The organism is Erwinia sp. MMLR14_017 (genome assembly GCF_033657285.1).
Taxonomy (GTDB): Bacteria; Pseudomonadota; Gammaproteobacteria; order Enterobacterales; family Enterobacteriaceae; genus Erwinia.
Genome location: NZ_JAWVWP010000005.1, coordinates 89,879 through 109,065 on the forward strand (window position 1 = coordinate 89,879; position 19,187 = coordinate 109,065).

Consider the following 19,187-nt stretch of genomic DNA (forward strand, 5'->3'; position numbering starts at 1 on the left):
TTTTCTGCTATCGCTGGGGTTATTTCACTAACCGTGCGCGGCACGATTTCCCTTTGATTTTGACCTGCTGCAGCTGCTTCATCACCTGACGGGCGCTCTCCTGGCGGATAGCCACGTAAGCCTGAGTGGGTGCGATATCAATCTTACCGATCATTTCACTGCTTAATCCCGCTTCACCAGTCAATGCACCGAGAATATCTCCCGGGCGGATTTTGGCTTTTTTACCGCCGTCCAGGCTCAGGGTGACCATTTCCGCCAGCAGCGGCTGCGAAGCCACAGACTTCAGCTCCGTGACGCTGTGCCAGCTCAGCTTCTTCTGCAGATAATCTTCCAGCGCATGGGCACGGCTCATCTCGTCGGGTGCAACCAGACTGATGGCGATCCCTTCCGCTCCCGCGCGGGCAGTACGCCCAATACGATGCACATGCACTTCCGGATCAAACGAGAGCTGGTAATTCACCACCATCGCCAGCGCTTTAATATCAAGACCACGTGCAGCAACATCAGTTGCCACCAATACGCGACAGCTGCCGTTAGCGAAGCGGATAAGCACCTGATCGCGGTCACGCTGCTCTAAATCGCCATGCAGCGCCAGCGCGCTGATATTCTCTTTTTCCAGAGCATAAGCAACGTCATCGCACTCCCGCCGGGTATTGCAGAACACCACGCATGAAGTCGGTTTACGATCGCTGAGCAAGCCGATAAGCGCCGTCAGCTTTTCACGCGGACCCGCTTCATAAAAGCGCTGTTCAATGGCGGGAAGATCGGAGACCACATCGGTTTCAACGGTGACAGGGTCACGTTGCACCGACTGGCTGATTTGCGCAATATCCTGCGGCCAGGTTGCAGAGAACAACAGCGTCTGGCGTGACGGCGGGCAATGACGAATAATCGCATCGATATCTTCGCGGAAGCCCATTTCCAGCATCCGATCCGCTTCATCCAACACCAGAGTGGTAATCTGACCCAACTGCAACGTTTCACGTTTCAGATGATCAAGAATACGACCAGGAGTCCCCACCACAATATGCGGCGCATGCACCAGCGAGTCACGCTGAGCACCCACAGGCTGACCCCCACACAAGGTTAAAATTTTAATATTCGCGGTGAAGCGCGCCAGACGACGCAGCTCTTTTGCTACCTGATCGGCCAGCTCACGCGTCGGACAAAGCACCAGCGACTGCGTGACAAACTGGCTGACATCAATGCGGTGCAGCACGCCAAGACCGAATGCTGCGGTTTTGCCGCTGCCGGTCTTCGCCTGGGCGCGAACGTCTTTCCCTTCCAAAATGGCGGGCAAAGAAGCAGCCTGGATTGGGGTCATGGTGTGGTAGCCCAGCTCGTTGAGATTGTCGATCTGGCTGGCTGGCAGCGATGTCAGGGTTGAAAAAGCAGTCACAAATTACTCTCTGATAAAACCGGCGGGCGGAATGGCGCTGAGTGTAGCAGAAACCATGGTTCCCCGTTACTGCCGGGCAATTAACGGGAACACCGGCATGGCCCAATGCCAGCCGGTGAGACAGGGCTAAAGATTGGTTACGTCGATATACAGGGCTTTATCGATATTGCTGGAAGAGACCGTAGCTTCCGTAAAGGCATACTCTTCCCGCTCACCTTCTCTCTCCAGCGGCAGGTTAACGAAATCGAACAGGTTGCGGTCCGCAAGCTGGCTGGGGCTGACGTTCTGAATGGATTTAAACACGCTTTCCACGCGGCCCGGCTCTTTTTTGTCCCATTCGCTCAGCATCGCTTTGATTGCCTGACGCTGCAGATTCTCCTGGGAGCCGCAAAGATTGCAGGGAATTATAGGGAAGGCTTTATGTTCCGCATAGGCGATCAGATCTTTTTCGCGACAATAGGTCAACGGACGTATCACCACATTGCGGCCATCGTCAGAGCGCAGTTTCGGCGGCATCGCTTTCATGCGCGCACCGTGGAAAATATTCAGAAACAGCGTTTCCACAATATCGTCCAGGTGATGGCCCAGCGCAATTTTGGTGGCACCAATACGTTCAGCAAAGGAGTAGAGCGTTCCACGGCGCAGCCTTGAGCAGAGGCCACAAGTAGTTTTCCCCTCGGGGATCTTCTCTTTCACCACCGAATAGGTGTCTTTATCCACGATGTAGTAAGGAATATTCAGACGTTCAAAATAGTCAGGAAGAATGTGCTCAGGGAAGCCTGGCTGCTTCTGATCAAGGTTTACGGCAACCACATCGAAATGGATCGGAGCAACCTTCTTCAGATTCAGCAGAATATCGAGCATAGCGAAGGAGTCTTTGCCACCGCTCATGCAGGCCATCACCACATCATTCTCTTCTATCATGTTGTAGTCGATGATGGCGTTGCCGACATTTCTCCGCAGACGTTTCTGCAGTTTATTGTATTCAAGCGATTCTTTTCTTGTATCTGTCTGATTCATAGCTACTTCTCGTACCGCCAGGTGATGTAGATGGCTTGTTTAACCCTGTATTGCCGGGGAGTATACGGGTTTTTACGACAGGTTGAAATGTCCGGCGCTGGCGGCCAGCCTGAAGGGAGTAAGGCAATGCTGGCAGTGATGGGAGGAATAAAGGGGACGTATCCCCTTTTTGGCCGTCAGGGTGTTAACACCACCGTAAGATAACGACTACATATGAGGCGGCGGGTCGAGAATCGGATCCGGATCGCCAGGCGGTGGATCGGGCATCGGCTGCGGCGTAGGAATCGGATCTGGAATCGGAAGCGGATCGGTGGGGATGGGGTCAGAAGCCCGCGTGATATCCATTATATTGGCAGTTAACATCTCTTCCTCCTCAGATAAAGCATGAATCTAAAGCATAGGCACCTGAGCCATCGCTGGCAAATGGACAAAAAAAAGCCGGGAAACCCCGGCTGTTACGAATCAAATGTGCTATGCAGTAATTCAAAAAAAGGAAGTAAGACAATGTGGAGCGCAACGCCCATCGCTTGACGTTGCATTCACCTGCGGAAAAGAGTTTCCCGCATTACGGCCCTGGAAATATTGATTTTGGTCAGTTTCAGGAAAGGTTTTTTTACTCTTTCTTGCTTTGCTCACAACCATTTACGTCGCCTTAACCACCATGCAACACCAAGCACCAGCGCGACGAGCAGAAAGCAGAATGTACCAAAGCCATACCGCCAGTTTCCGCCAGGGATGCCGCCCAGGTTCACGCCAAACAACCCGGTGAGAAAGGTGGTGGGCAGAAAAACCATCGCCAAAAGCGACATGGTATAGGTCCGGCGGTTCATCGCCTCAGCCATTACCGTGCTGATTTCATCAGCCAGCACTGCGGTTCTCGCCACGCTGGCATCCAGGTCATCAAGCCCTCTGCCCAACCGGTCTGCCACGTCCTGCATACGGCGGCGATCATCATCGCTCATCCACGGCAGCCGCTCGCTGGCTATCCGCGAAAAGACATCCCGCTGTGGCGCCATGTAACGACGCATGATAATAAGCTGTTTACGGATCAGAGCGAGTTCGCCGCGCGGCGGCACCTGCTGATCCACCACGGCATCTTCCAGATCGATAATTTTGTCGTGCAGCTCTTCAATAAATTCACTGGTATGGTCGTTAAGGGCGTCACAGACCTCCACCAGCCAGCTTCCGCCGTTAACCGGCCCGTTGCCGTTTTGCAGATCCGTCAGCACTTCATCAATCGCAAACACTTTACGCTGGCGCGTAGAGACTATCAGTTTGTCGTTAATGAAAACCCGGATCACCACCAGCTGATCGGGGCGCGACTCGCTATTCAGATTGACACTGCGCAGCGTAATCATGGTGCCATCGCCCAGACGGCTGACGCGGGGGCGCATGCTGTCGCCGCCCAGCGCATCGCGCACTGAATCGGGTAGCAGCGGCGTGCTGGTCAGCCAGTCTGCACTTTCACGATGGGTGTAGTTGAGATGCAGCCAGCAGGGTCGATCGCAATTAATGACATCTTTGTCATCAATAGGAATTAAGCCGCCCTTCCCATCCAGCTGGCAGGAAATAATGGCGTCTGAAATGTGTAAAGCTTTGCCTGCAATAACGTCCACACCTGCTCCGCGTTCAGTATAATCAATGTGATACAGTCTAGCCTGCTGCCACTATGATGCAATACTACCTTCTTACTCAGAACGGTTACAAACCCTGACAGGGTATGACTGAAACAAGATCAAGTTCACGATTCCGTTATCCTGTTTTGGCTCTTCCTTGTCATTTTCCAGAAAATAGTGAAGTATTTTGTCAGCAAATCAGGATTGTGACTGTTTAACAGGCAAAACCTAAACCGCTTTTTCCACCCTCCAGAGGGCAGAAAGAAGCGGTTTAGGTTTTTTTTTGGTTCTGATCCAGCCAGCAATAAAACTATTACGGATTACATGGAGTATAAGTAATGAATTATCAATCAGTTGCTCAATCAATTCTTCAGGGAGTCGGCGGCAGAGAAAATATTCAGTCGCTGGTGCATTGTGCTACCCGCCTGCGTTTTAAGCTCAAATCAACCTCAAAGGCCGATACCCAGGCACTGAATCAGAATAGCGATATCATCGCCGTGGTAGAGAGCGGCGGTCAATATCAGGTGGTTATTGGCAACCAGGTTGGGGAGGTATACAAGGCACTCTTAAGCGCAGGTGGATTAGAGGAAGTCGAGCGTTCAGATGAGCCTCAGGAAAAACAGACGCTGTTTGCCCGTTTCATAGATATCGTCTCAGGCATTTTTACCCCTTTTCTTGGCGTAATGGCCGCTTCCGGGGTGCTGAAAGGGCTACTGGCTCTGGCGCTCGCGCTTCGTCTCCTGCAGGAGCAAAGCGGTAGTTATAAATTGCTGTTCGTAGCCAGCGACGCGTTGTTCTATTTTCTGCCCGTGGTGTTGGGTTACTGTTCTGGAAAAAAATTTGGCGGTAACCCTTTTGTCTGTATGGCTATCGGTGCTGCGCTTGTTCACCCTGTGATGCTTGAAGCGTTTAGCCAGGAACAGGCGAGGCAGGCTTCCTTATATTTCTTTGGCATCCCGGTAATTATGATCAATTACGCATCTTCCGTTATTCCGATCATTCTTGCTGCCTGGGTCTCCTGTTTTATTGAACGTATTCTTAGCCCGCGTCTCCCCGACGCGATCCGCAACTTTACCACTCCTCTCATTTGCCTTGCAGTCGTGGTGCCGCTTAGTTTCTTGTTGATTGGGCCGGTTGCGACCTCGCTCAGTCATTTGCTTGCAAACGGCTATCGGTGGGTTTATGGATTAAGCCCCTTGTTTGCTGGCCTGTTCGTCGGGGGATTCTGGCAGGTCTTTGTTATCTTTGGTCTGCACTGGGGGCTGGTGCCACTGATGATCAATAACCTGAGTGTCTATGGTCAAGATTCAATGCTGCCGCTGCTACTGGCCGCCGTGCTGGGCCAGGCTGGCGCCACGCTGGGTGTGATGCTGCGTACTCGTGACGTGAAATTAAAGGGAATGGCGGCCTCTGCCTTCAGCGCCAGTCTGTTTGGCATTACTGAACCCGCCGTTTATGGTATTACCCTGCCCCGCAGTCGTCCGTTTATTTTTGGCTGTATCGGTGGCGCGCTGGGCGCTGGGCTTATCGGATTTTATCAAACAAACGTCTACTCTTTTGGCCTCGCCAGTGTATTTACTCTGTTCCAGAGCGTGCCCAACAGCGGCATTGACGGCACCGTCATCGCTGCCGCTGTCGGCTCGCTGCTGGCGCTCAGCTTCCCGGCAATGGCCACATACTTCTTTGGTATGAAAGAGACTATACCGGCGAAAAGTCCTTCACCCTTGCCCAACAGTAAGAAATCCCAAAGTCCCTTGCTGACCACCTTGACTATATACAGCCCTATGGCAGGCCGGGTCATTCCGCTTGAAGAAGTTGCTGATGAAACCTTCGCCAGTGGCCTTTTGGGCAAGGGCATTGGCATCATCCCTGTACGGGGACGTGTGATATCACCAGTTGACGGTAGCGTTGCCTCGCTGTTTAAAACGGGGCATGCCGTTGGCTTAATAGCCGATAACGGAGCGGAAATTTTAATCCACATTGGCCTGGATACCGTCCAGCTGAACGGTAAACATTTCATCTCCCATATTAAACAGGGGCAACAAATTCGCCGTGGCGATCTTCTGATTGAGTTTGATCTGGAAGCCCTGATCCAGGCAGGTTATAACCTGACCACACCTGTGATAATCAGCAACAGCGATGATTATCAGGAAGTTTTATCCAGCAACCAGCAGAGAGATGTGCAGGAAAATGTTTCCTTACTGACCCTGGTTGTTTAATTCATTTGTCCTGACAAGGAGAGAATCATGACACCACGTTTTCCAGATACATTCTTATGGGGCGGGGCCATTGCTGCCAACCAGGTTGAAGGCGCCTGGCAGGAGGATGGCAAAGGGATTTCCACTTCCGATCTCCAGCCTCAGGGTATTTTTGGCCAGCGCGTAGAGCGTAAACCTGGAGATTTTAATATTAAAGATATGGCGATCGATTTTTATCATCGCTACCCCGAAGACATCAGACTTTTTGCTGAGATGGGCTTTACCGTATTACGCACCTCCATAGCCTGGACCCGTATTTTCCCTCAGGGTGATGAGACCTTACCTTGTGAAGCGGGCCTGGCTTTTTACGATCGACTGTTCGATGAGATGAAGAAATATAACATTATGCCCATGGTCACCCTTTCACATTACGAGATGCCCTATGGTCTGGTAAAAAACTATGGAGGCTGGGGGAGTCGTAAAACTATCGGTTTTTTTGAACATTACGCCCGCACGGTCTTAGAACGCTACAAAGATAAGGTGAAATACTGGCTGACCTTCAATGAAATCAATATGTCGTTGCATGCGCCTTTTACCGGCGTGGGGCTGCCTGAAAACAGTAACAAACAGACGATTTATCAGGCTATTCACCACCAGTTGGTGGCTGGTGCCAGGGCAACCAAAGCCTGTCACCAGATTGTTCCTGATGGGAAAATCGGCAATATGTTACTGGGAGGCTTGCTCTATCCACTCAGTTGTAAACCCGCAGACATGATCGAAACGTTGCAAAAGAACCGGGAGTGGCTCTTTTTTGGCGACGTACAGGTTCGGGGATATTATCCGGCTTATATGCAGCGTTTTTTTAGCGAGAATGGTATTGAGCTGGCTATAGAGGAGCAGGATAAGCATGACCTGCGCGCGCCGATTGATTTCATCTCTTTCAGTTATTACATGACCGGCTGCGTAACGGCCGACAAAGACCAGGATGTTAAGCGCGGAAATATTCTTGATATGGTGCCCAATCCGTATCTCCCCAGCTCAGAATGGGGCTGGCAGATAGATCCACAGGGATTGCGTTTATTGATGAACGAGCTTTATGACCGCTATCAAAAACCGCTTTTCATTGTAGAAAATGGGTTGGGCGCCCGGGATCGCGTAGAAGCCGATGGCAGCATTAATGACGACTATCGTATTGCCTACCTTAACGATCATCTGGTGCAGGTCGGTGAGGCCATTGCCGATGGCGTTGAGGTATTAGGTTATACCAGCTGGGGGCCAATTGACCTTGTCAGCGCATCCAGAGCTGAGTTCAGCAAGCGCTATGGCTTTATTTACGTTGACCGCAATGATGAGGGCCAGGGGACATTAGCCCGAACACGTAAAAAAAGTTTTTTCTGGTATCAGGACGTAATTAAATCCCAGGGCGCATCTTTAAAATAGCCCTCCAGGACAGGGAATATTAATTTCCTTTCCCTGTCCTGATTATTCAGAAAATAACCTGTGAAAATTTCATTCAGATCCGAATGAATTCCATCTTAATGTTCTCAGGGAGTGACTGATGACACGGATTGTATTCACATTTAAAAAAAGAACTTACCTTTCTATATTTACTGCCCTGCTACTTTTTTCCGGTGCAGAAAACGCGTTCTCACAATCCTGGGAAGGGATAACGTTAGGCTTTACGCCCCCCGAGCCGGGGCTTTTGGGTGACATAGCAGGATTACGATCGGGACTGGAAAATTACGGGTTTTATTTTAATGCCGGTTATTTAAGCCAGTTAGCTGTCAATAATGCCGGTGGATATAACTCTGATAAGCATAAGGCCTATATCGATCAGTTTTCCCTGACATTCCAGCAAGACCTTGAAGCTCTTAGCGGAATATCCGATGCGAAAATTGAAGGAAACATTGTAAACCGTAATCATGATGACAACCTCACGACAAAACGTCTGCAGGATACGCGTGTGGGTATTAATGACAGTACGCAAGAAAGTGCAGGAGGTGGTTCAATTACACGGCTGGGTTGGCTGACATTCTCCCGAAGTTTTTACGGCCAGAGGTTGCACTGGCGCATCGGACTGATGAACAAGGTACAGGATTTTGATCAAATCATTCCCTGCGATTTTCAGATGCTTTCACAATGCGGTGCAAAATCTGCAAATTCGTTGACCTGGTATAACTGGAACGTCCATTACTGGGGGACAACGTTACAATATAAGCTTACCGATGGGCTGACTTTTAAAAGCGGGATTATGGAACAAAATCCTGATGCACCGGCCCGAAGTCATGCATGGCGCGGATCAACAAAGGGCAGCAAAGGTATCCTGCTGCCGGTAGAGCTTGAACTGAAGACCCACCTCAGCGGCTTACCAGGGATCTATAATCTTGGGATGCTTTTTACCAATGCCGCACAGCAAGATCTGTTTGCCGGCAAATCAATGGAGGCTGGCGCCACCGACCCGAAAGGTTACCGCATCCATAACCGTACCTGGTTTTTCTACAGCGGGTTCAACCAACAGTTGACCCGACACCAGGATGATGCGACCCGCGGTCTCAGTGGCTCCCTGAGCCTGGGGGTTGCCGACGCGCGCAGCAATCCTTTATTTCTCACCGTTGCGGGTGCATTTCGCTATCATGGCTTACTGGATGTACGTCCTGAAGACTGGCTCGGGCTGGGCGTGAGCTGGATTAAAATGAGTAAAAGCGCCCGTCATAACCAGCAGTATTTGAATGATGTCCAGGCCACGGACGAATACAGTAACCCGCTTTATCACCCGCTTCAGGGGCATTCTGTCAATGCGGAACTTTACTATCGTCTGCACGCTGCCAACTGGCTACAGATTCAGCCTGGTCTTCAATTCTGGCATCGACCCGGAGGAGTGAAGCAAACACAGAATGCCTGGGTAACAGGATTAAAAACGGTAATTACATTCTGACGTTTGATCCGGCATGGCAACTTCTCTGCTGCCATGCCTTTTCAGACCTCATCCTCAAGCTCTTCAATCGCCAGTGTCTCTTTTCTGACCTGTTCAATATGAATGGTCAAAAACATGCGCTCTTCAGGGCCAGGCCTGTAAGCATAATTTTTCACAATATGACGATCTATTTTTTCTGCACAACGATAAGCCCGTGGATAGCGATTACGCACCACTTCATGCAATGGATCTTCGTCACTGGATACCGCCCGTTTGCTGAGCATTCGCTGAGCAAAAAATTTCAGATGGGTGACGAATCGGATATAGCTGAGTGAATCAGGCTGGTATTCAATTTGCAGGTAATACTTTACGATATCCAGGATCTGCTGCATAAAACGGGTGATATACAGGACATCGGGCATATTACTCAGCTGAGCACTCACCAAATGAAGCGCAATAAAACCCGCTTCATCCTCTTCAAGACGGGGGCCTAAACACCGACAAATGATATCCAGCGCGCTCAATCCCACGGCATATTCCTTAGGATAAAGGCAGCGAATTTCCCAGCGCAGCACATTGCGCAGAGGGATATTTTCCTTATGTCGTTGGAGGGCGAAATTGATATGATCGGTCAGGCCAATCACCAGACTTTCATGCAGATTGCCACCAAGTTCTTTTTCTGCCAGTGCAATAATACATTCGCTGGTGGTGGTGACCGCCTGAGGAATTTCAGCAAGCAGCTCCGACATCCGGCCCGTCAGCACCTGATTCTGCAAAGAGAATACTTTTTCTACCGCTGCGGGATCAATGCTGTCGCCCGCACGTTTTTGAAAGGCAAGTCCACGCCCCATAACCACCTGCTCTTTCCCCTGCACATCGTGAATAATCGCCACGTTATTATTGAGAATTTTGCATATTTCCATATCCAGGCCCATAAATAGAAAAACCTGAGCATCGGTTTATTAATGCTCAGGTTTTGCCTGCCGCAGCAGTAACAATCCAGAGTTTACGGTAATGCTTCGTGATTTGAGTTCAAGATCCTGAAAAGAGAATTGTGATACGACGCGTAAACTTTTTTATGCGCTTACGCATTTCGTCTTCGCCAGCGCCTTGAGCTGCATCATCCGCTCATCTGCATGCTTCTGGGCAAGCCCCTTCGCTACGCCGTTACCAATGCCGAAATCACCAATAACACCCAGAACGGTCAGGCCATCAAACTCGCCGGTTTTATTAATTTGCGCCTGAACCCGATTCTGATTAGCGATTTCCGCCCCCACGCCGGAACAGTCCAGCGTGGTAGCCTGAACCTGACTGACGGGAGGAGAAGTGGGATACTGTTTTAACGCGCAGCCAGAAAGAAGCAGCGTGGTGGCAACCAGGCAAACGAACTTCAGCATAAAGCACCTGTTCTGAAATATGAGGATATCAGCCATTATCCCTGAGAGATCACGGGATCGATGCGGCAAGCAGTCAGGCACTTTGCTGGCTTATTGCTCAATTACCCAGGGGCTGAAGCACCCGGCAGATGCAATGGCGAGGAGTGGATAAGAGCGCCAAACCTGCCGGTTTCTCCCCGGCAGATCTATTAAAAAGTAAGTTCAGTCATGAGCGTTACATTACCATTGAGAGCGGATAGACCCTCAATGTTTGATGATGTAAAGAGAGCGACTGTAAGCCACATCTTCCGCATTGGTTATCGGGTAACCTTTTACCCACGGCTTAATCAGACGGCCATTGGTATACTGATAGATCGGCGCAATCGGCACCTTTGCCGCAATGATCTGTTCTGCACGGTTGTAATCTTCATTGCGCGCTTCCGCATTTGTTTCCCGGCTGGCTTTATCCATAATCGCATCATATTCCGGGCTTTTGAATCTGGCGATGTTACCGCTGTGTGAGGAGGTCAGCAGGCTCAGAAAGGTTGAAGGCTCGTTATAATCGCCCACCCAGGAAGCACGGATCACGTCAAAATTGCCGCTGTTACGGCTGTCGATATAGGTTTTCCACTCCTGATTTTGCAACTTAACGGTGACGCCCAGATTTTTTTTCCACATAGAGGCGACCGCGATGGCAATCTTCTGATTATTTTCAGAGCTGTTGTAGAGCAGCGTTAAATTCAGCGGATGAGTCGGGCCGTAACCTGCCGCCGCCAGAAGTGCTCTGGCCTGCAAATTAAGCTCCTGCTGGGAGTGCTGCTGCAGGAAGCCAGGCTTAGGCGTAAAGCCTGCGGTCACATCTGCCGTAAAGTGCCAGGCGGGCTTTTCGCCTGTGCCCAGAACTTTCTCCGCGATAATTTTGCGGTCTATGCTCCAGGAGAGCGCCTGACGAACCCGCACATCAGCGGTGGCGCCTTTGGTGGTATTAAAAGCGTAATAGTAGGTGCCCAGCTGATCGGGTGTGTAGACCTCTCCGGGCAGATCTTTTTTCAACATGCTGTACATATTTTTCGGGAAGGATTCAGTGATATCAATATCATTGGCGCGATAGCGTTTAGTGGCGCTCGACTCTTCGTTGATCGGCAGAAAGGTCACTTTTGTCAGCACGCTGTGGGCATTATCCCAATAGTTTTCATTGCGCACTAACACCAGTTTTTCATTCACCACACGCTCCTGAAGCTTGTAGGCACCGTTGCCCACCAGGTTGCCCGGCTGCGTCCACTCCTTGCCTGAGGTTTCAAGCACTTTTTCCGGCACCGGATAAAGGCTGAAATTGGCGGTAAGGCTGACGAACCAGGGAACAGGCTTATCCAGCGTCACCTTCAGGCGGTGGTCATCCAGCGCCGTCACGCCAAGTTTATCTGGCTTCATCTCGCCTTTCGTAATCGCACCAGCGTTCTGAATTCCCGCCAGCTCTGCAAACCAGGCAAAGGTCGAACCTACAGTCGGGTCCACCAGCCGACGCCAGCTGTAAACGAAATCGTTCGCCGTAACGGGAAGACCGTTCGACCATTTTGCCTCTTTGCGCAGCGTGAATATCCAGGTTTTATTGTCAGTAGTCTGCCACTGCGTGGCCACGCCGGGAATAATATTCCCTTTGGCATCCTGACTGGTCAGCCCTTCAAACAGATCGCGGATCACCTGTATTTCAGGCAATCCCACCGCTTTGGCGGGATCCAGCGAGGCCGGTTCATCCTTGATATGACGGACAATTTCCTGTTTTTCCGCCAGAGCCGTTCCGGGAGGAACCACCGCAGCAGAGAGGGAAGCGGTGACGGATAGCGCCAGTAAACCCAGCGTAAAACGGAAGTTGTTCATCAGGAGACCTCAACAGGGCGAGAAACGGAGCAATATTCGGCACTTTAACGCAAAGATTTGATAAATATATAGCATTTTTCAACCGGCATGCCATAACGTGACGCAGGCACAGCTTTTGTTCATCCCGCTTTTAGGCTAGCTTTAGAAAAACCCTTCAGGAGTGAACGAGCATGTCACCAGTCCATCCGCGCCCCTTACGCGGCAAACTTGATGCAGTAAGCAAAGTCTACGGCGCCTCGGTGTTGGGCGCACCGCTGTTATGGTTTCCCGCTCCTGCTGCGGATGAAGAGAGTGGATTGATTCTGGCAGGCACGCACGGTGACGAGACTGCTGCGGTGGTCACTCTTTCCTGCGCCATGCGCACGCTACTTGAATCCCATCGGCGTCATCACGTGGTGCTGGCGGTGAACCCGGACGGTTGCCAGCTGGGCTTGCGGGCTAATGCCCGTGGTGTTGATTTAAACCGCAACTTCCCTTCGGCTAACTGGCAGCCCGGTGAAACGGTCTACCGCTGGAATAGCGTGGCGGAAGAACGGGATGTCCGGCTCTCTACCGGTGAAAAGTCTTGTTCAGAGCCGGAAACGCAGGCGTTATGCAATCTGATCCACGCGCTGAAGCCGGGCTGGATTGTGACTTTCCACGAGCCGCTGGCCTGTATAGAAGATCCGCAAACCACGCCGCTGGGGCACTGGCTGGCGAAGAAAATGGAGTTGCCGCTGGTGACCTCCGTGGGTTACGCCACCCCCGGCTCGTTTGGCAGTTGGTGTGCTGACCTGGCTATCCCGGTGATCACCGCAGAGCTTCCGCCCATCTCCGCTGACGAGGCAACGGAGAAGTACCTGGGCGCGATGGTGGATTTACTGAACTGGCAGCCCTGAAAAGGTAATTTTTCCACAGCTGAACGGTAGCGCCGGGTCCACATCCACCGCCAGCCATGTTGGCCCGTCGAGATCGACAAAGCGTGCCGAATTCACTAAAGGCAGTGCGGCAGCAATCGCCCTTGAAGTACAGAGCATGCACCCGAGCATAACCTCAAACCCCGCTGACCGGGCAGCCTGCGCTAACGCCAGCGCTTCGGTCAGCCCGCCGGTTTTATCCAGTTTAATATTCACCATTTCATAGCGGCCTTTCAGCGCTGGCAGGCTGGCGCGCGTGTGGCAGCTTTCATCTGCACAGATGGGCAGAGGATGAATGAAATTCGCCAGCATCGCGTCATCGCCTGCGGGCAGAGGCTGCTCCAGCATCACCACGCCCAGGTCAGCCAGCAGCTGGCAGCGTGCGGCCAGCCCTTCGCCATGCCAGGATTCGTTGGCATCCACGATAAGCGTCGCGTCCGGTACGGCAGTTCTCACTGCGACCAGTCTTTCCGTGATCGATGTGTTATCGAGTTTGATCTTGATTAACCTGGCGCCATTTTCCCACAGCGCCAGCGCGGAGCTGGCCATCATTTCTGGCGTATCGATACTCACCGTCTGCGCCATCTCAATAACCGGGGGCTGGCTGGTGGCAGTGAGATGCCACAGATCGGTTGCCTGCTTTCTGCTCTGTAGATCCCAAAGAGCGGAATCGATGGCATTACGGGCGGCACCGGCCGGAAGCGCCTGTTGCAGCTCTTCACGGCTCATTCCCTGTTCAAGCTGGTTAAACAGCGTGGTAATTTGTGCGAGCACCGAGGCTTCTGTTTCACCATAACGTGGATAAGGCGTACATTCCCCCACGCCACGAATGCCCTCTTCTTCCAGCTCAACCACTACCACACCAGCCTCACTTCTTATGCCGCGGGCGATAACAAAAGCGGTGTGCAGCGGCCAGGCTTCCGGATAAACCTTTACAGCTCTCATCAACAAATCCTTAGTAGCGAAAAGAAAGAAAAGCACACCCACAACATAGACTTGAGAAACGGGTTTTGGCAATGCGTAGCGCTTTATGGAGGTTTTACTGTCTGTGTCTGTCAGCATGACATACACTCAATGCAGTGTTTACTGCGCTTATAAGGAAAACCTATGTCTCAGACAGTTAATTTTCAGGGCAACCCTGTTGCCGTCGCCGGTCAGCTTCCTGTACCAGGCGAGGCCGCTAAGCCTTTTACACTGGTCGCCAAAGATCTTTCAGAAGTATCGCTTACTAACTATGCCGGTAAGCGTAAAGTGTTAAACATTTTTCCAAGCATTGATACCGGCGTTTGCGCTGCTTCCGTCCGCAAATTCAACCAGCTCGCCGGCGAAATGAACAATGCCGTGGTGCTCTGCATCTCCTCAGATTTGCCCTTTGCCCAGTCCCGCTTTTGTGGTTCAGACGGATTGAGTAACGTGGTCACGCTCTCCACCCTGCGCGGCAGCGATTTCAAACAGGATTATGGCGTGGCGATTGCAGATGGCCCGTTAAAAGGCCTGGCAGCACGCGCTGTTGTGGTGCTGGATGAGAAAGATAACGTTCTTTACAGCCAACTGGTGGAAGAGATCACCACTGAGCCTGATTATGAGGCGGCGCTGGCTGCCTTAAAATAGCAGCGTAGAGGGGCGCTTTCGCCCTGAATAGCTCTGTAGCAAGGGCGGAACCAGGTTCCGCCCTTTTTCTATTTCGCTTCGTCGTCTACTTTCTTCTGGCTCAGACCATATTCACGCAGCTTATTGGCAATAGCAGTATGGGAAACGCCAAGACGTTTCGCCAGTTTGCGCGTACTGGGGTAAGAAAGATAAAGGCGGCTGAGAATCGATCGTTCAAACCGGCTGGTGATCTCATCCAGCGACCCCTCCATCACCTCTTCGCCCAGCGGTATATCCAGCGCAAACTCTGGCAGCGTAATGTCCTGAGGGCGCAGCTCATTGCCCTCCAGCTGCGTCAGCGCCCGATAGAGCGTGTTTTTCAACTGGCGGACATTGCCCGGCCAGGTATAGCGACTCAGAAAAGCATTCAGCTGCGGAGAGAGTTTAGGCCGCACCAGCCCCTGTTCATCGGCAAAGCGCGCCACGAACATTTCGGTCAGCGGTAAAATATCCTGTGGCCGATCGCGAAGCGGCGGCAGATTCAGCGTCAGTACGTTCAGACGGTAAAAGAGATCTTCACGAAACTCCCCCCGCTGAACCATTTCGGTAAGATTTTTTTGCGTGGCGCAGATCACCCGCACATCCACATGCACCTCATGCTCTTCCCCCACCCGGCGGAATGTTCCGTCGTTCAGGAAGCGCAGCAGCTTAGTTTGCATCCGTGGCGTCATCTCACCAATCTCATCCAGCAGCACAGACCCGCCGCTGGCCTGCTCGAAGAAGCCTTTTTTGCCTTCCAGCGCATTCGGGTACGCGCCCGCCGCGTGACCAAACAGCTCGCTCTCCGCCACATCATCCGGCAGTGATGCGCAGTTAAGGGCCAGGAACGGCTTTTTGCCGCGGGCGCTGCGCAGATGGCAGGCCCTCGCCAGCATATCTTTTCCCGTACCGGTATCGCCGACGATCAGCAGCGGCGCATCAAGCATCGCCAGCTTACGCGCCTGCTCCACTACCTGACGCATCTTCGGGTTCACCGCCACGATGTGCTGGAAATCGCTGTCATCGTTAACGACCAGGTTTTGCAGCTGTTGTCCCATTCTGGCGGTAGATTTCAGCATCACCACTGCGCCAACCGGATTGTGCGCCTGTTCCTGCTCTCCTGCCGCATAGATCGGGGTAATTTCCATTAAGAAGTCACGCCCCTGGATAACCACATGGTGAGCCTGAGCTTCAATACGCTCGCTCTCCAGCCAGCGCTGGAAATTAAAACCGCTGATTAACGTCCCCGCGCCAAAGCTGCGCATTTTCTCTTCGTTTAGCGAGAACAGAAGCTGAGCCGCCGGATTAGCCAGCTCCACTTTGCCTTTCATATCAATTGAAAAAACGGGTTCCGGTAACGCCACCAGCAAAGCGCTCAGCGCACGATGTTCGCGTTCGGAGGGAAGAAAGGCCACGGTTCTGACATCCGTTACGCTGGGAATACGGCGGATTTCCGCCATCAGCTGGCTGAACTGGTCAAATTCAACCGGGCTGAAGTTGAGGTAGATCCGCCCGATGGGGGCGATTTCAATTCCGCGCAGATCGATGCTGCGTTCAACCAGTAAATCGAGCAGTTCGCGGGTAAGACCAAGTCGGTCCTGGCAAAAAACTTCCAGACGCATAGCGGGGCAACCTTCGTTCATTTCGGGCGTAGGGTGATAATACGCTATCACCGAGAGCGCCAGAAGTGCTCTGGAAGGAAAAGTTGACAGGAAGCGTGCTGAATGCGCACCAACCCGGCAATTTCCCTAGCTGGTGCACAAATTTCCGGCTATTTATCCGCAGGGGCCGGGGTTTTCTGCAGCGTTTCTTTCAGTTGGACGATTAAATCGCGCCGGAAATCGCCCAACCGGGGTTTGTCACCTTCAATCCAGGGCAAGGGACGGCATAATTCCATGGTCTTGATCCCCAGACGCGCTGTCAGCAGCCCCGCACCAATACCCTGTGCGGCACGGGCCGAGAAGCGCGCGGCCAGATCCTGGGACATCCAGTCCATGCCAACTTCCCGCACCAGCTCACTGGCACCGGCGAAAGCGATGTTAAGCATCACCAGACGGAAAAGACGAATACGGCTGAAGTAACCTAACTCAATGCCGTAGATGGCCGCTATACGGTTTATCAGCCGCAGGTTGCGCCAGGCGATAAAAGCCATATCCACCAGCGCCAGTGGACTCACAGCAATCATCAGGGTGGATTCTGCCGCGCTGCGGCCAATTTCACGCCGCGCCTGACGGTCCAGGGCAGGCTGCACCAGCTGGGCATAAAGTCCGACAATTTCGCGGTCATTATGGGTTTCATGCAGCGAAGCCTGCCAGCGCTGCAGCGCCGGATGGCCCGGCTCAAGCCCCGCCTGCTTCGCCAGCTTTTCGCAGAACTCCCTTCCTCTGCCCATTCCGTGACTCTGCAGCAACTCGCGCGCGACGTCCCGCTCTTCAGCACGCTCACGCAGCCGGTAAAGCCGGCGCCATTCGGCAGCCAGCGAACCGGCACCCGCAAAGACAATCAGTCCGCCAGCCGCGCAGCCGCCCATGGCTATCCAGTCCTGTTGCAGCCAGGCGGTATGCGCCCACTGTACGCCCTGCGCCACCACGCTGACGCCCATCACGGCGAGGCCAAGCTTAACCATTTTACGCCACAGGCTGCGTTTCGGCCTTAGCGCTGCCTCGACCACGCGTTCACCCTCGCCCTCCTCTTCCGGCTGCAGTTCTGGCTCCTCGGGGATAAACACAGCATTCTGTTGTTCAAAAGCCTGCGCGGCTTTCAGGGCAGGAATGTTTTCCGCTTCCAGCGGTTTTGCGAAGTCGATTCGCGGTTTGATGGGGGTAGTCATCGCAGTTTATCTCCCAGTAAAAACTCCAGCGCCGCATCAAGACGAATATGTGGCAGCGGACGGTCAACATCCAGATCCTGCGGCCGGAATTGCTCAAAGTGGAATCCCTGCTGCTGCCAGAAGGCGCTGCCAGGCAGGCGAGGCGGCACTTCGCCAGGATAGACGGTCAGCGGCTCATTATCCGCAAGGCGATGGCCCCGCAGAGCTGGGATCTTTTCTCCCTGATGATCCACCAGCCCGCTTTGTGTGGCCTGCACGGAAGCCAGGCCCAGGCAATCCATGGTAATGCCTTCAAAGGCTGCGTGTTGCCAGGCGTCCTGCACCAGCTGTTGCAACAGCGAAACCAGATTAGCGTGCTGATCCGCCGTAACGTGGTCCGACTTGGTGGCAGCAAACAGCAGTTTATCGATGACCGGCGAAAAAAGGCGGCGGAACAGCGTGCGCTGTCCGTAGGAGAAACTTTGCATCAGCTGCGTCAGCGCCAGGCGCATATCGTTGAACGCCTGCGGGCCACTGTTCAGCGGTTGCAGGCAGTCCACCAGCACAATCTGGCGGTCAAAACGCAGGAAATAATTTTTGTAGAACCCCTTCACCACGTGCTGACAGTAGTAGTTGAACCTTGCCCGCAGCATACCGATGTTGCTGTTAGCGTCCGCCTGAGCCAGGCGACTTTCACTGCCCTCTGCAATCTCCGGCCAGGGGAAAAACTGCAGCGCGGGGGCGCCTGCCATATCACCAGGCAGCACAAACCGTCCCGGCTGAATAAAGTGCAGGCCTTCCTGCTTACATTTTTGCAGATAGTCGGTCCAGGCGGCGGCGATCTCACCTAAGCGGTTCTCATCTGCCGGGGCCAGTGGATCCAGCCCTTCACAGAGTTTTCGCCAGCGTTCAGACCAGATTGCACGATCACCCTGCAGCAGACCGGTCATCTGGCGTGACCAGCCCAGATAGTCCTGCGCCAGCATCGGTAAATCCAGCAGCCATTCACCAGGATAATCGACAATCTCCAGATAGAGCGTGGAAGTCTCTTTAAAATGGCGGAGCAGCGATTCACGGGAGCGGTAGCGTAGCGCCAGGCGCATCTCGCTGACGCCACGGGTCGGCGTTGGCCAGTCTGGCGGCGAGCCATAGAGCTGCGAAAGCCCCTCGTCATAGGTAAAGCGCTGAATGCCCATATCCCGCTGCGGCACGCGCTTTACGCCCAGCAGGCGTTCCTCGCGAACCGCAGAGAACATTGGCAGTCGGGCACCGGAATTGACGTGAAGGAGTTGATTTACCAGGGAGGTAATAAATGCGGTTTTTCCGCTGCGGCTGAGGCCAGTGACAGCAAGGCGAAGATGGCGGTCCGCGCCCCGATTCACCAGCGACAGCAATTCATTTTGAAGTCGTTTCATGGGGTGTCGGCACCTTTTATTATTCTGTTTAATGCAG

Annotated in this window: 15 protein-coding genes; 5 read left to right on the forward strand and 10 right to left on the reverse strand. The window is 52.9% G+C overall.

The features are described from left to right. Positions 1-19 precede the first annotated feature (19 nt). The 3 genes from dbpA to zntB form a co-directional block, all read right to left on the reverse strand. Entirely contained in the window at positions 20-1,399 is a 1,380-nt protein-coding gene (gene dbpA, locus SD961_RS10100; protein ID WP_318790238.1) for an ATP-dependent RNA helicase DbpA, read from the reverse strand. Between the two features lie 126 nt (positions 1,400-1,525). Then, positions 1,526-2,419, reverse strand: coding sequence for a tRNA 2-thiocytidine(32) synthetase TtcA (gene ttcA, locus SD961_RS10105; protein WP_318790239.1), 894 nt, complete (start codon positions 2,417-2,419; stop codon positions 1,526-1,528). Positions 2,420-3,051: 632 nt separating this feature from the next. Next, positions 3,052-4,035 carry a zinc transporter ZntB gene (zntB, locus tag SD961_RS10110; RefSeq protein WP_318790240.1) on the reverse strand — a complete coding sequence of 328 codons (984 nt, stop codon included), beginning with the start codon at positions 4,033-4,035 and terminating at the stop codon, positions 3,052-3,054. A 338-nt stretch (positions 4,036-4,373) separates the two neighbouring features. Here zntB and bglF point away from each other — a divergent pair, with 338 nt between their 5' ends. From bglF to SD961_RS10125, 3 genes are all read left to right on the forward strand, one after another. After that, complete coding sequence (gene bglF, locus SD961_RS10115; RefSeq protein ID WP_318790241.1) at positions 4,374-6,254, forward strand: PTS beta-glucoside transporter subunit IIABC; 1,881 nt, start codon at positions 4,374-4,376, stop codon at positions 6,252-6,254. A 27-nt stretch (positions 6,255-6,281) separates the two neighbouring features. Further along, complete coding sequence (locus SD961_RS10120; RefSeq protein WP_318790242.1) at positions 6,282-7,673, forward strand: 6-phospho-beta-glucosidase; 1,392 nt, start codon at positions 6,282-6,284, stop codon at positions 7,671-7,673. A gap of 118 nt (positions 7,674-7,791) precedes the next feature. Next, on the forward strand, positions 7,792-9,168 hold the full coding sequence (locus tag SD961_RS10125) for a carbohydrate porin (RefSeq protein ID WP_318790243.1): 1,377 nt from the start codon (positions 7,792-7,794) through the stop codon (positions 9,166-9,168). 41 nt (positions 9,169-9,209) lie between these two features. Here SD961_RS10125 and licT read toward each other — a convergent pair whose 3' ends face one another. The 3 genes from licT to SD961_RS10140 all read right to left on the reverse strand — a co-directional run bounded on the left by licT (position 9,210) and on the right by SD961_RS10140 (position 12,401). Further along, complete coding sequence (licT, locus tag SD961_RS10130) at positions 9,210-10,070, reverse strand: BglG family transcription antiterminator LicT (RefSeq protein WP_318790244.1); 861 nt, start codon at positions 10,068-10,070, stop codon at positions 9,210-9,212. Positions 10,071-10,223: 153 nt separating this feature from the next. Next, the gene (locus SD961_RS10135) at positions 10,224-10,544 is read right to left on the reverse strand and encodes a hypothetical protein (protein WP_318790245.1); all 321 of its coding nucleotides are present in this window, start codon (positions 10,542-10,544) and stop codon (positions 10,224-10,226) included. Between the two features lie 243 nt (positions 10,545-10,787). Next, positions 10,788-12,401 carry a peptide ABC transporter substrate-binding protein gene (locus SD961_RS10140; protein WP_318790246.1) on the reverse strand — a complete coding sequence of 538 codons (1,614 nt, stop codon included), beginning with the start codon at positions 12,399-12,401 and terminating at the stop codon, positions 10,788-10,790. Between the two features lie 170 nt (positions 12,402-12,571). Between SD961_RS10140 and mpaA the strand changes: the two genes are divergently transcribed. Next, positions 12,572-13,279 (forward strand): murein tripeptide amidase MpaA, encoded by a 708-nt coding sequence (gene mpaA, locus SD961_RS10145; protein ID WP_318790247.1) that lies wholly within the window; start codon positions 12,572-12,574, stop codon positions 13,277-13,279. On the opposite strand, the gene ycjG is transcribed toward mpaA, so the two are convergent. Next, on the reverse strand, positions 13,259-14,242 hold the full coding sequence (gene ycjG / locus SD961_RS10150; RefSeq protein ID WP_318790248.1) for an L-Ala-D/L-Glu epimerase: 984 nt from the start codon (positions 14,240-14,242) through the stop codon (positions 13,259-13,261). The two genes, mpaA and ycjG, sit on opposite strands and share 21 nt — an antisense overlap. Before the next feature lie 162 nt (positions 14,243-14,404). Between ycjG and tpx the strand changes: the two genes are divergently transcribed. Beyond that, a complete protein-coding gene (tpx, locus tag SD961_RS10155; RefSeq protein ID WP_318790249.1) occupies positions 14,405-14,908 on the forward strand; it encodes a thiol peroxidase in 504 nt (167 codons plus the stop codon). A gap of 68 nt (positions 14,909-14,976) precedes the next feature. Here tpx and tyrR read toward each other — a convergent pair whose 3' ends face one another. From tyrR to SD961_RS10170, 3 genes are all read right to left on the reverse strand, one after another. Next, on the reverse strand, positions 14,977-16,548 hold the full coding sequence (tyrR, locus tag SD961_RS10160) for a transcriptional regulator TyrR (RefSeq protein ID WP_318790250.1): 1,572 nt from the start codon (positions 16,546-16,548) through the stop codon (positions 14,977-14,979). Between the two features lie 149 nt (positions 16,549-16,697). After that, a complete protein-coding gene (locus SD961_RS10165; RefSeq protein WP_318790251.1) occupies positions 16,698-17,756 on the reverse strand; it encodes a YcjF family protein in 1,059 nt (352 codons plus the stop codon). Beyond that, positions 17,753-19,150 carry a YcjX family protein gene (locus tag SD961_RS10170; RefSeq protein ID WP_318790252.1) on the reverse strand — a complete coding sequence of 466 codons (1,398 nt, stop codon included), beginning with the start codon at positions 19,148-19,150 and terminating at the stop codon, positions 17,753-17,755. The genes SD961_RS10165 and SD961_RS10170 overlap by 4 nt, the downstream gene beginning before the upstream one ends. Positions 19,151-19,187 lie beyond the last annotated feature (37 nt).